This is a genomic window from Pseudomonas sp. TE3728 (genome assembly GCF_056279145.1).
Genome location: NZ_JBWBQT010000001.1, coordinates 16382 through 29265 on the forward strand (window position 1 = coordinate 16382; position 12884 = coordinate 29265).

Annotated in this window: 15 protein-coding genes; 12 read left to right on the plus strand and 3 right to left on the minus strand. The window is 58.1% G+C overall.

Translation table 11 applies throughout. The features are described from left to right. Window positions 1-109: 109 nt before the first annotated feature. From ACZ89R_RS00085 to ACZ89R_RS00120, 8 genes are all read left to right on the plus strand, one after another. On the plus strand, window positions 110-970 hold the full coding sequence (locus tag ACZ89R_RS00085; protein ID WP_123360825.1) for a sugar phosphate isomerase/epimerase family protein: 861 nt from the start codon (window positions 110-112) through the stop codon (window positions 968-970). Between the two features lie 137 nt (window positions 971-1107). Next, window positions 1108-2160, plus strand: coding sequence for a Gfo/Idh/MocA family protein (locus ACZ89R_RS00090; protein WP_429547160.1), 1053 nt, complete (start codon window positions 1108-1110; stop codon window positions 2158-2160). A 144-nt stretch (window positions 2161-2304) separates the two neighbouring features. Further along, window positions 2305-2475, plus strand: a complete 171-nt coding sequence (locus tag ACZ89R_RS00095; RefSeq protein ID WP_429547159.1) for a hypothetical protein — start codon at window positions 2305-2307, stop codon at window positions 2473-2475. Window positions 2476-2527: 52 nt separating this feature from the next. Further along, window positions 2528-3454 (plus strand): sugar ABC transporter substrate-binding protein, encoded by a 927-nt coding sequence (locus ACZ89R_RS00100; RefSeq protein WP_429547158.1) that lies wholly within the window; start codon window positions 2528-2530, stop codon window positions 3452-3454. A gap of 69 nt (window positions 3455-3523) precedes the next feature. Further along, window positions 3524-5089 carry a sugar ABC transporter ATP-binding protein gene (locus ACZ89R_RS00105; protein ID WP_429547157.1) on the plus strand — a complete coding sequence of 522 codons (1566 nt, stop codon included), beginning with the start codon at window positions 3524-3526 and terminating at the stop codon, window positions 5087-5089. Between the two features lie 178 nt (window positions 5090-5267). Beyond that, the gene (locus ACZ89R_RS00110; protein WP_007907889.1) at window positions 5268-6290 is read left to right on the plus strand and encodes an ABC transporter permease; all 1023 of its coding nucleotides are present in this window, start codon (window positions 5268-5270) and stop codon (window positions 6288-6290) included. Between the two features lie 327 nt (window positions 6291-6617). After that, on the plus strand, window positions 6618-7022 hold the full coding sequence (locus ACZ89R_RS00115) for a TraR/DksA family transcriptional regulator (protein ID WP_007907888.1): 405 nt from the start codon (window positions 6618-6620) through the stop codon (window positions 7020-7022). Between the two features lie 632 nt (window positions 7023-7654). Continuing rightward, window positions 7655-8878, plus strand: coding sequence for a methyl-accepting chemotaxis protein (locus tag ACZ89R_RS00120; protein ID WP_476241485.1), 1224 nt, complete (start codon window positions 7655-7657; stop codon window positions 8876-8878). A gap of 26 nt (window positions 8879-8904) precedes the next feature. Here ACZ89R_RS00120 and ACZ89R_RS00125 read toward each other — a convergent pair whose 3' ends face one another. From ACZ89R_RS00125 to ACZ89R_RS00135, 3 genes are all read right to left on the minus strand, one after another. Continuing rightward, a complete protein-coding gene (locus tag ACZ89R_RS00125; protein ID WP_192342784.1) occupies window positions 8905-9144 on the minus strand; it encodes a DUF2789 domain-containing protein in 240 nt (79 codons plus the stop codon). Between the two features lie 150 nt (window positions 9145-9294). Next, on the minus strand, window positions 9295-9525 hold the full coding sequence (locus ACZ89R_RS00130) for a hypothetical protein (RefSeq protein ID WP_008067701.1): 231 nt from the start codon (window positions 9523-9525) through the stop codon (window positions 9295-9297). Between the two features lie 157 nt (window positions 9526-9682). Then, window positions 9683-9931, minus strand: coding sequence for a hypothetical protein (locus ACZ89R_RS00135; RefSeq protein ID WP_123494172.1), 249 nt, complete (start codon window positions 9929-9931; stop codon window positions 9683-9685). A 410-nt stretch (window positions 9932-10341) separates the two neighbouring features. Between ACZ89R_RS00135 and ACZ89R_RS00140 the strand changes: the two genes are divergently transcribed. From ACZ89R_RS00140 to ACZ89R_RS00155, 4 genes are all read left to right on the plus strand, one after another. Then, complete coding sequence (locus tag ACZ89R_RS00140; RefSeq protein WP_008067697.1) at window positions 10342-10812, plus strand: hypothetical protein; 471 nt, start codon at window positions 10342-10344, stop codon at window positions 10810-10812. Continuing rightward, entirely contained in the window at window positions 10812-11015 is a 204-nt protein-coding gene (locus ACZ89R_RS00145; RefSeq protein WP_429547155.1) for a hypothetical protein, read from the plus strand. Before ACZ89R_RS00140 ends, ACZ89R_RS00145 begins: the two co-directional genes overlap by 1 nt. A gap of 119 nt (window positions 11016-11134) precedes the next feature. Beyond that, window positions 11135-12151 (plus strand): ABC transporter substrate-binding protein, encoded by a 1017-nt coding sequence (locus ACZ89R_RS00150; protein ID WP_429547154.1) that lies wholly within the window; start codon window positions 11135-11137, stop codon window positions 12149-12151. A 243-nt stretch (window positions 12152-12394) separates the two neighbouring features. Continuing rightward, window positions 12395-12832, plus strand: coding sequence for a DUF3995 domain-containing protein (locus ACZ89R_RS00155; RefSeq protein ID WP_429547153.1), 438 nt, complete (start codon window positions 12395-12397; stop codon window positions 12830-12832). The last annotated feature ends 52 nt before the right edge of the window (window positions 12833-12884 follow it).

The window sequence follows — 12884 nt, forward strand, 5'->3', positions numbered from 1 at the left end:
AGGCTGCGATCTTTTGATTTTGCTTTTTAGAATCAAGATCAAAAGATCGCAGCCTTCGGCAGCTCCTACAGGGAATGGTGTCGGTTCTGGCTAAGGAGAACTAAAAAACATGCGCATCGCACTAGACCCCTACATGTACCGCAACCTGTCCTTGGGCAAGATGGTCGACAAGGTTGCCGAGCTTGGTTACGAACACATCGAGCTGTCGCCCCGGGAAGATTTCCTGCCGTTCTATAAAGCCCCGCGGGTCGACAAGGCGCGGATCAAGGAATTTCGCAAAGCCCTGAGCGACACCGGAGTCAAACTCTCTTCCTTATTACCGATGTACCACTGGGCTGCCGCCGATGAAGGTTTGCGTGTGGCCGCCGTGCGTAACTGGAAGCGCGCGATCCAGATTGCCGTGGAGATGGACTGCGAGCTGGTCAACACCGAGTTCACCGGCCAGTCGGACAACCCGCTGGTGTGCGAAAACCAGTTCATGCGCTCCATGGACGAGCTGATCCCCGAGTTCGAACGCGAAGGCATCAAGCTCGATATCCAGGCCCATCCTTATGACTTCTGCGAGCGCAATAACGAGTCCGTGGACATCATCCGCGGACTGGACCGGGACTGGATCAATTACCTCTACGCCGCGCCGCACACGTTTTTCTATGACGACGGTGTCGGTGATATCGCCTCGATGCTCAAGTACGCCGGCTCGAAACTGAGCCACTTGATCATCGCCGACACCTACAACCACAAGGCTTCCTCGGGCTTGCGCTACATCGTCAACCCGCCGGGCGTCACCGCCACCGTGCACCAGCATCTGGACATCGGCCAGGGCGAGGTCGACTGGGAAGCATTTTTCGGCACCCTGCGCGAGATCAAGTTCGATGGCATCGCGACCGTCTCGGTATTCGCCTGGGAAGACCGGCCGGACGAGTCCAATCGCATGATGCTTGAACGCGTGACCCGCGAACTCTGCCGCTAGCGGCCTTCACACTTCCCGTGTAGGAGCTGCCGAAGGCTGCGATCTTTTGATCTTGATTTGGCTTTTAGAAACAAGATCAAAAGATCGCAGCCTTCGGCAGCTCCTACGGGTGCATAACAATAAGAAGGAGTTGATTCATGCGTATCGGACTTGTCGGTTACGGCCATGGCGGCCGGTTTTTCCATGCTCCGCTGATCAGCAGTTTGCCGGCGGCGACCTTTGTAGGCGTGGTCACCCGTTCTGCCGAGCGCCGACAACTGCTGGCGGCGGAGCATCCCGGTGTGCCGGCTTTCGACAGCATCGGCCAACTGGTCGAAGCCGGGGTCGATGTGCTGGTCGTGTCCACGCCGCTCAAAGGTCGCCCGGCGCTGGTGCTCGACGCCATCGAACACGGTGTGGCGGTGGTCAGCGACAAGCCGTTCGCTGCTGATGCGCAACAAGCGCAAACCCTGATAACCATGGCCGAGCGCCAAGGCGTGCAACTGAGCGTCTACCAGAACCGGCGCTGGGACTCGGACTTTCTCACCGTGCGCAAACTCATCGAGTCCGGTGCGCTGGGTCAGGTCACCCGTTTCGAATCGCGGATCGAGCGCTATTCGCCGCAGTCGGTGAACAACGGCAGCGGCGGCGGTTTCCTGCGCGATCTGGGCAGCCATCTGGTGGATCAGGCGCTCTTGTTGTTCGGCCCCGTCACCCGGGTTTACGCCGAACTGGATTACCTCGAAAAAGGCCAGGTTTTCGACAACGGCTTCTTTATGTCCCTGACCCATGCCAACGGCGTGATCTCGCACCTGGGCGGTAGTTGCCTGCAAAACACCCCCGGCCCGCGTTTTCGCGTGACCGGCTCCCAGGGCTGCTACAGCGTCGACGGTCTGGATGGGCAGGAGGCGTCGACCCTCGCCGGGCTTACGCCGAAATCCGAAGGCGAGCGCTGGGGCGTCGAAGAGCACCGGCGCTGGGGCTGGTTCGAGCAGGGCGAGGTGCGTGAGCGGGTCCCATCCGAGCGTGGCTGCTGGAACCAGTTCTATTTGCAGCTACAAACCGCGTTACAGAGCGGTGGCCCACTGCCGGTCGATGCCCGTGATGCACTGGCGACCACCCGCGTGCTAGACGCTGCGCGGCTCAGCTTCGAGCGCCATCAAGTGGTGACACTGAGCCCGTTCGACAGTCATGGAATAAAATCAGAATAAAATTCTAAAATGAGTTGATATAGAAATTATTTTCCAATAAAGTCATTTCCAGGTTGCCGACTATCAACGTCCGATCACGCTCAAGCAGGCCTTGAGCGGGTGAAGGACGCACCAAAAACAAGAAACAGAAGCCAGGTACCGTCGATGAAAACCTTCAACTCTGCGCTGCATGCTTTACGTTCCGCGCTGCACCTCTCTCGCGACCTGCCTCGCGTCTCGTTTCATTCCTTCTTTCGCTTGCTTTGCGTCGAACGCAATGGCGCCCTGGTCTGCTGTATTCCGGGTGCACCGATTGTCCGCTTGCCCACTTACTGAAATCGTCACGCCTTATCCATAAAACCAACAAGAATGTGGAGAAAGACTTTTCATGAAGACCAAGATCCGTTTCGCCTCGCTGGCCTTGTCCCTGATGTTCGCCAGCGGCGCCGCACTCGCTGACATGAAGATCGGCGTCAGCATGTCGCAGTTCGATGACACCTGGCTGACCTACCTGCGCGAATCCATGGACACCAAAGCCAAGTCCTACCCCGATGGCGTCAAGCTGCAGTTCGAAGACGCGCGCAGCGACGTGGTCAGGCAGCTGAGCCAGGTAGAAAGCTTCATCAGTCAGAATGTCGACGCCATTGTGGTCAACCCGGTGGATACCGCCGCCACCAAAAAAATCACCGAAGCAGCGGTCAAGGCCGGTATTCCGCTGGTGTACGTCAATCGTCGTCCCGATGACCTGAACCTGCCCAAAGGTGTGGTCACTGTCGCCTCCAACGATCTGGAAGCCGGCCAGATGCAGATGCAATACCTGGCCGAAAAAATGGGCGGCAAGGGCGACATCGTGATTTTGCTCGGTGATTTGGCCAACAACTCCACCACCAACCGCACCAAGGGCGTAAAAGAGGTGCTGACCAAGTACCCGAACATCAAGATCGAGCAAGAACAGTCCGGCATCTGGTTGCGGGACAAGGGCATGACCCTGGTCAACGACTGGCTGACCCAGGGCCGCAAATTCGACGCGGTGGTCTCTAACAATGACGAGATGGCGATTGGCGCGGCCATGGCCCTGCAACAGGCTGGCGTCGCCAAAGGCAGTGTGCTGATCGCCGGTGTCGACGGTACGCCTGACGGTTTGAACGCGGTGAAGAAGGGCTCTCTGCTGGTCTCGGTGTTCCAGGATGCCAAGGGTCAGGCAGACGGTTCGATCGACACGGCGGTGAAAATGGCCAGGAACGAACCAGTCGAACCGGCCGTGTGGGTGCCATATCGCCTGATCACGCTGCAGAACGTCGACACCTTCAAATAGTCCGTCCGTTCGATAACAACAATAAGCACGCAAGGTTGCAACGCGACCTTGCTGATGGAGTACCTGATCATGTTCGCTTCAGCGACTGCTTCGAGCACCCCGTTAATGGGTGTCCAGCCGACAGCAACACCTGTCGATGAGCCGTACCTGCTGGAAATCATCAACGTCAGCAAGGGTTTTCCCGGTGTGGTGGCCTTGTCCGACGTACAGCTGCGGGTGCGTCCTGGTTCCGTGCTGGCGCTGATGGGCGAGAACGGCGCCGGCAAATCCACCCTGATGAAAATCATTGCCGGCATCTACCAGCCGGACGCCGGCGAGTTGCGCCTGCGGGGCAAGCCGGTGGTCTTTGAAACACCACTGGCTGCGCTCCAGGCCGGGATCGCGATGATCCACCAGGAGCTCAACTTGATGCCGCACATGAGTATCGCCGAGAACATCTGGATCGGCCGCGAACAGCTCAACGGCCTGCACATGATCGACCATCGCGAGATGCACCGTTGCACCGCCAAACTGCTGGAACGCCTGCGGATCAACCTCGACCCGGAAGAACAGGTGGGCAACCTGAGCATCGCCGAACGGCAGATGGTCGAGATCGCCAAGGCTGTGTCCTATGACTCCGACGTCCTGATCATGGACGAGCCGACCTCGGCCATCACCGATAAGGAAGTCGCCCATCTGTTCTCGATCATTGCCGACCTCAAGCGCCAGGGCAAAGGCATCATCTACATCACCCACAAAATGAACGAAGTGTTCAGCATCGCCGATGAAGTGGCGGTGTTCCGTGACGGCGCCTACATCGGCCTGCAGCGGGCCGACAGCATGGACGGCGACAGCCTGATTTCAATGATGGTCGGCCGCGAGCTGAGCCAGTTGTTCCCGGTGCGCGAGAAGCCAATCGGCGATCTGTTGCTGTCGGTACGCGATCTCAAGCTGGACGGCATTTTCAAGGACGTCTCCTTCGACCTGCATGCCGGGGAGATCCTTGGCATCGCCGGGTTGATGGGCTCGGGGCGGACCAACGTCGCCGAAGCGATTTTCGGCATCACCCCAAGCGACGGCGGTGAAATCCGCCTCGACGGCGAGGTGGTGCGCATCAGCGATCCGCACATGGCGATCGAGAAGGGCTTCGCACTGTTGACCGAAGATCGCAAATTGAGCGGCCTGTTTCCGTGCCTGTCGGTGCTGGAAAACATGGAAATGGCAGTCTTGCCCCATTACGTCGGCAACGGCTTCATCCAGCAGAAAGCCTTGCGCGCGTTATGTGAAGACATGTGCAAGAAGCTGCGGGTGAAAACCCCGTCCCTGGAGCAATGCATCGACACGCTGTCCGGTGGTAATCAGCAGAAGGCCTTGCTGGCGCGCTGGCTGATGACCAATCCACGCATCCTGATTCTCGATGAGCCGACCCGGGGTATCGATGTCGGCGCAAAGGCCGAGATCTACCGGCTTATCTCCTACCTCGCCAGCGAAGGCATGGCGGTGATCATGATTTCCTCGGAACTGCCGGAAGTGCTGGGCATGAGCGACCGGGTCATGGTCATGCACGAGGGCGACCTGATGGGCACTCTCGACCGCAGCGAAGCGACCCAGGAACGGGTGATGCAACTGGCCTCGGGCATGTCCCAGTGTCATTAAATCAAGGGTGAACGCAGTTCAAGGGTGAAAGGGGATTGTGTGGCGAGGGAGCTTGCTCCCGCTGGGCTGCGAAGCGGCCCTAAAAGAATGGGACTGCTGCGCAGTCCAACGGGAGCAAGCTCCCTCGCCACAAACAAACTCCCTCGCCACACGGATTTCATTTGAAGGGTGAGTGGTTATGAACGCGATACTGGAAAACAAGCCTGCGGCGGTACCGGTCAAGAGTCGCCGGCGCTTTCCGACCGAGTTGAGTATCTTCCTGGTGCTGATCGGCATCGGCCTGGTCTTCGAAATGTTCGGCTGGATCGTGCGGGACCAGAGCTTCCTGATGAACTCTCAGCGTCTGGTGCTGATGATCTTGCAGGTGTCGATCATCGGCCTGCTGGCTATCGGAGTGACCCAGGTCATCATCACCACGGGTATCGACCTGTCTTCCGGTTCGGTGCTGGCGCTGTCGGCGATGATTGCCGCCAGCCTGGCCCAGACTTCGGACTTTGCCCGGGCGGTGTTTCCGTCCCTGACTGACTTGCCGGTGTGGATTCCAGTGATCGTCGGGCTCGGAGTGGGATTGCTGGCGGGGGCGATCAACGGCAGCATCATTGCGATCACCGGGATTCCGCCGTTCATTGCCACCCTCGGCATGATGGTCTCGGCCCGCGGCCTGGCGCGCTACTACACCGAAGGTCAGCCGGTGAGCATGCTCTCGGATTCCTACACGGCCATCGGACACGGCGCGATGCCGGTGATCATCTTTCTGGTGGTGGCGGTGATCTTTCACATCGCCCTGCGCTATACCAAGTACGGCAAGTACACCTACGCCATCGGCGGCAACATGCAGGCGGCGCGCACCTCCGGGATTAACGTCAAGCGGCATCTGGTGATCGTCTACAGCATCGCCGGGTTGCTTGCTGGCCTTGCCGGTGTGGTGGCGTCGGCGCGGGCCGCGACCGGGCAGGCCGGGATGGGCATGTCTTATGAACTGGATGCGATTGCCGCGGCAGTCATTGGCGGCACCAGCCTGGCCGGTGGCGTAGGGCGGATCACTGGCACCGTGATTGGCGCGTTGATCCTCGGGGTCATGGCCAGCGGCTTTACCTTTGTCGGGGTTGATGCTTATATTCAAGACATCATCAAGGGGCTGATTATTGTGGTGGCGGTGGTCATCGACCAGTACCGCAACAAGCGCAAACTCAAGCGCTGAAGCCGGACGAAACGCGAAAATGCGCCACGCCTGACCCGCGTGGCGCAGCCGTTTGTCTTCTATATACAGCCGCTCGACTGAATTTCTTGCTATAAACGCACTCCGATAAGCGCCTCAAAGCCAGCCGTAGCGCACTTTCAGGGCTTTGTCGGACAGATTTGCTGTCTTTTCAGTTGCTGAGGCCTCAAGTCGGCCTTAGACTGCCGCCCCTCGTAAATTGAGTGCCGGGTGGCGCTTGGAATAAACGGCGCCTTTCCAATGACCGCTTCAGGTTCAACGGATCGCTCCCTAATTCGCCTTAATGCACGTTTTTTTATAGAGATATCAATGACAAAGGACAAGTTGCTGGCCATGCCGGCGGATGACTACATGAATGCCGAGCAACATGCTTTTTTCTCTGAGCTGTTGCAGAACATGAAAGTCGAAACCCATGAGCGCATCGAGCAGAATCGCATCGCCATCGAGAGCCTGGACACCCCGGCCGATCCGGCTGACGCGGCTTCCGTCGAAGAAGAGCGCACCTGGCTGGTAAACGCGATCGATCGCGACCAGCGCATGCTGCCTCAGTTGGAACAAGCCCTGGAACGCATCAAGGAAGACAGCTTTGGCTGGTGCGACGACAGCGGCGAGGCCATCGGCCTGAAACGTCTGCTGATCAGCCCGACCACCAAGTACTGCATCGAAGCTCAAGAGCGTCACGAGCAGATCGACAAGCACCAGCGTCAGGCTTGATTCTGTGGGGTAACCAGTGAATAACTGGTTGCCCCTGAAAAGATCGCAGCCTTCGGCAGCTCCTACAGGTTTATGCGAACCTCTGTAGGAGCTGCCAAAGGCTGCGATCTTTGCTTTTCGACGTCTTCGAAAAATCTCACTCACTTCTATTGATCTGCTGCAACCCCCCACTACTAACGGACCATAGATAATGGCTTTGTAGTGGCGTTTAATGCGATCACAACAACTAGAAGACGTGTGGGGTGATGAAGATGACGAGGGACGGATCTCTGGTTGGGGCAATGCCTGCACCAGCACTTTTGCCGAAAAACCTTTGGCTGACGCCGACCTTGCAAAGCATCGCCCTGATGCTCTTGCTGTGCGGCATGGCATTGGCTGGCTGGTCGCTTTACCTTGGCCTGCCATTGGCCGTGCTGATTATCTGGCTGCCGCGCCTGCGCTCGCGCACTCTCCCTGATGCAACCCCCGCAGACAGTTCCAGCGCCATCGCCGAATTGACTCGCGATCTTTCCTACACCACCAGTCATAACGCCTTGTCGGCTGCCGGCGTGGCCTATTCGGTCAAGCAACTGGCGGACAAACTGCAATCGCAGCTCAACGCCGCGGCGCAGATTGTCAGCAGCGCTGAAGTGATGATCGCCACCGAGCACGCTACGTCGAAACTCAGTCGGGAAGCCTTGAGCGCGGCCAGCGAAGCCCATCAGAGCAGCGCGGCAGGGCGCACGGAACTGGTCGAGTCCATTGCGCGCATGCATCAACTCAGTGAGCGTGCCAGCAGCAGTCGCGAGCTGATCGAAGCGCTGAGCCTGCGCAGCGACGATATCCAGCGGGTCACGTTGGTGATCCAGTCCATCGCCAGCCAGACCAATTTGTTGGCGCTGAACGCTGCCATCGAAGCGGCGCGGGCCGGCGAGCACGGTCGCGGTTTTGCGGTGGTGGCCGATGAGGTTCGCGGGCTGGCCGCGCGCACGGCGACGGCGACCGGTGAAGTCGGGGAGATGGTTGCCGACATTCAGCAACGCACCGCGCAAGTGGTGGAGCAGATTCGTCAACTGGCGAGCGATCTGAATACCGGTGTTGCGCAAGTCGAGCACACCGGGAAGCACCTGGAAAACATCGCGCGCCTGGCCGCAGGGGGCGAAAGGCAGGTCGGGGAAATCGCTCAGGGCGCAGACACCAACCGTGAACAACTCGACAGTCTGTTCCACGCCATCGAACAGATGCGCAGCGATCTGGCGATCAGCGACCAGCAGACTCAGCGACTCGCCCAGGCAGCGGTGCAAATGGAAGGGCAGGCCGAAACCATCAGCGAACGCCTCGCCGCAGTCGGACTGGATGACTATCACCAGCGGATTTACGACCTGGCCCGCGAAGGGGCGAGTCAGATTGCGGCACGCTTCGAAGCGGATATCGATCAGGGCCGGATCAGCCTCGATGACCTGTTTGATCGCAGTTACCAGACAATCCCCAACACCAGCCCGGCCAAGTACCAGACCCGTTTCGACCGCTACACCGATCAGGTATTGCCGGCGATCCAGGAACCGTTGCTGCCGCGCCATGAAGGCCTGGTGTTCGCCATCGCCTGCACGCAGCAGGGTTATGTGCCCACCCATAACACCGTGTTCAGCCAGCCGCTGACCGGTGATGTGCAGGTCGATACCCTGCACAACCGCACCAAACGCAAATTCACCGACCGCACCGGGATCCGTTGTGGCAGCCACCAACAGGCCGTGTTGTTGCAGACTTACACCCGCGACACCGGTGAACTGATGCACGACCTGTCGGTGCCGATCATGCTCAAGGGCCGGCATTGGGGTGGTTTGCGCCTGGGTTACAAGCCGCAAAGTCCTCGCTGACGAGGCCCGGCAATTGTTATCGGTTATTAGTGGATCTGGTGCATGCGCAGGTTCAGGTCGTCGACCACATGCGCCCAATCGGCGTCTTCACGCAGTTGTTCCTTGAGGAAGCCGGCTTGCTGCGGGGTCCAGAACTCGGCGTCGATGAGTTTCTTGTTGTCGGCCAGGGGAGAATGGCTGGCAATGAAATCGTCGATGGCCTTCTCGCTGGAGTCCAGACCGAGCTGGTCGAACAGGCCTTTCAAATCATGTGTGGGTGAGTCCATCTTCATCTCCTTGCAGATAATCCGTCGCGTCGAGTGCGAGATCCGAGGTGCGGCTTCATTGCAGCTGAGAGGCATCTGAGAGAACCGCGCTTCAGGAGTTCGATAGCGATATTCAAAAGCAGGGATGAGCATAGACTGCAAATCCGATGATCAGGCTTTCAATGCACCTTCATCGACGGCAAGCTTCAGCGCCTTGGCGGCATCCTGGGCGGCAACGGCCGCGACATCCGCGGTCTTGAACCAGCGATCCTTTTCGACCTGGTGAGACGTCACAGTGGTCAACGGCGGTTTGGCGCGCATGATAATGACTGCCTGGAATTCGCCTTCGACCTCTCTGGCTTCGCCCCGGATAAAAAATTCACCGATATCAAATTCCGTCACGTAGCAGTCTTCCCTTGGAAATAATTGTTGTGTTGAACGCCGTCCGCCCTGGGGGCGGGTTTCATTGGTCGGGCAGTATGGCAGTAGTTGCCTGCCGGCGGCTGAGTTAAGTCACCGGTGTGACGAAACGTCTATAGAAGTGAGCGCTGCAGGTGCCTCAACTGCGTGCCTCGAGTAAACGGGCAAGGGCGCAGGCATCGTTATGATTGCCGCGGAAACCTCTTACACGTCCGGTGGATATTTCCCTGATGTGGAAAAAGGCGTTGCCGGCCAATACCACCTGAAAACGTGGGAGCAGACGCTCTTCAGGCAGGAAATCCTGCTCGTGGAACACCATCGAATGCAGAGATGACGAGCCATTGGTGTGTCGGATGTGAGGCTGGGCAAAGTGAGTCAGTGTGCACATATGAAGTCCTTTTCGTGGTTTTACCGACGTGTGTACGGTGTTATGGGTAGTCTTGGTGAGCATGGCTGCTCTAGAATCGCCATTGATGGTTGGCGATTGATGCCCATCTAAAGCAATTTTTTACTGGCGATATGTCGGAAAAGTGCTTTTTTTAAAGAGAATTTTCCCTAAAGTTGGTAATCCGGTTTTATCTGGCCGTCAGAAGGGCGTTTTCCTTCAACATCTGACGACCGCCAGGCAAGACGACGTGAGGGATGTTCCAGTAATCTTCTCAAGCCTCACGATGAATGGGCCCTCTGCTCATTCCAGGATTCGACCCGGGTCATTTGGCTACACCTCGGCATTGCCGCTTTTTTCTGCTGTGCGCGTTTCCCGCGTACGGCGTCATTTTCAGATGTGGGGATGTTTCCTTGGCAGTAAGTAATCTCGATATGCATGCTTTGTTCGTACTGGGTGATTTGCGCGCAAAGCTGGTTAAACAGTTTCAGTCACGTTTCGTCTACATCACCGAACAGAACGCTGAAGGCATTTACATTGCCGAGCTCGACACCGAAGCAGCGCTGGTGGTGGATGACAAGCCAGGGCTTAAACTCAAAGTCGGCGACCATTTCAGTGCTTCCGTATTGCCCAGTCGCGAAGGCGGCAAGCTGGATATCAAGTTCCGCGAAATCAAACTGACGGTGTACGGGCTGGGGGATTACGCGTTCGTGACCACCGCAGACGGCCACGGCATTGTGTTCAAGGAAGGTCATAGCGTGGTGATGGTGTTCGCGGCCCATCAACAATTGCAGGAAGGCCTGACCAAAACCCTGAAAGCCGTGACCGCCAAGGCCGCCAAGTGGCGCAAGGGCGAACTGGTGACCTTCAAGGCCAGCGAGTAATGACCCTGACCCGCGCCGACTTCCACGAACAGAACCAGGCCAGTGCGCACACCGAGGCGCAGCGTCTGTTGGCTCAAAAGGCCGTTCTGCAGGGGGGCTGGCTGAATTGGGTGGCGTCACAGATCTACCTGTTACGTCCGGCGGCGTACGCCAGCATGGTCAGAAGAGAGCTTGCACGCTTGCAGGAACCTTGCGAAAAGTAATCCTCGTCCCTCGAAAGCAGGAACCTCAACTACAGTCAGATGACTGAGTATTCAGAGGCTTGCGGTCTTCTTTGTCAGGCCATCCTGCTATTGCTGTGAACAGCGCGAGGTGCAAAAGCATGAGGGGATTTCGACGGTTACTGGCCGCTACCCTGGCCACGTTCGGTTTATTGGCTTCACCCGTTCCGGTGTTCTCTGCCCAGGCGCCGATTCATTTCGCCGACCTGAACTGGGAAAGCGGCAGCCTGATCACCGATATCCTGCGGATCATCGTCGAGAAGGGCTATGGCTTGCCGACCGACACCTTACCGGGGACGACCATTACCCTGGAGACCGCGCTGGCCAACAATGACATTCAGGTCATTGGCGAGGAATGGGCCGGTCGCAGTCCGGTCTGGGTCAAGGCTGAGGCCGAGGGCAAAGTCATGGCCCTGGGCGATACGGTCAAAGGTGCTACCGAGGGCTGGTGGGTGCCGGAGTATGTGATCAAGGGCGACCCGGCCAAGGGCATCAAGCCGATGGCGCCGGATCTGCGCAGTATCAGTGATCTGCCACGCTACAAAGACGTGTTCAAAGACCCGGAAACCCCGGGCAAGGGGCGTTTTCTCAACAGCCCGATCGGCTGGACGTCGGAAGTGGTCAACAAGCAGAAGCTCAAGGCGTATGGGCTGGACGACAGCTATGTGAACTTTCGCAGTGGTTCGGGAGCGGCGCTGGACGCAGAGATCAGCTCGTCGATTCGTCGCGGCAAGCCGGTCCTGTTCTATTACTGGTCGCCGACGCCGTTGCTCGGCCGTTTCAAGCTGATTCAGTTGCAAGAGCCACCGTTCGACGCCGACGCCTGGAAAACCCTGACTGACGCGGACAACCCCAATCCGAAACCGACGCGCTCGCTGCCCTCCAAGCTGTCCATCGGTGTGTCCACGCCATTTCAAAAACAATACCCGCAGATTGCCGAGTTCTTCACCAAGGTCGATTTACCGATCGAAGCGTTGAACAAGGCCCTGGCCGACATGAGCGAAAAACACACCCCGCCACGTCAAGCGGCAGAGGCCTTCATGAAGGCGCACCCGGACGTGTGGCAGGCCTGGGTGCCGAAGGATGTGGCGGATAAAGTTTCTGCGGCCCTGAAATAAACCGATTTATGTACGCCCGGGAAATCTCGGGTGTACATAAATCCCGTAGGAGCTGCCGCAGGCTGCGATCTTTTGATCTTGTTTTTTAAAGCCAGGTCAAAAGATCGCAGCCTGCGGCAGCTCCTACAGGGGGAGCGCTTTTAATCGCATTTGCAGCCGAGCGACGGTTCGATAGTGAATACCCTTACAAAAACGCGTAAGGAAGTTCATCCTGCTGCAACATTTCACGCTGGATGTCTGAATATGAGCCTTTTGGTCGCGCAATGGATTGCTGCAATCTTTTTATTGATCAGCCTGGTCCACCTGTATTGGGCGGCGGGTGGCAAGTGGGGCAGCGAGGCGGCGGTGCCGCGCGTGCCCGGGGAGGGCGGCGAGGCATCAAGGCCGGCGTTCAAGCCGTCGGGCTTTGGCACGTTGCTGGTAGCGGTGGGCTTGCTGCTGATCGCGATGCTGGTGTGCCTGCGGGTCGGGCTGTATCTGCCTACCGTGCATCATTGGTCGCTGCAATGGGTGATCAGCGCGATCGCGATGCTGATGTTCGCCCGGGCGATCGGCGATTCGAATTTGGTGGGGTTCTTCAAGCAGGTCAAGGATTCGAAGTTTGCCCGGCTCGACACATGGGCGTATTCGCCGCTGTGTGTGGTGTTGGGCGCGGGGTTGTTGGCAGTGGCCTGGATCTGATTCGAGACAAGCAAGATCAAAAGATCGCAGGCTTCGCCAGCTCCTACATTGG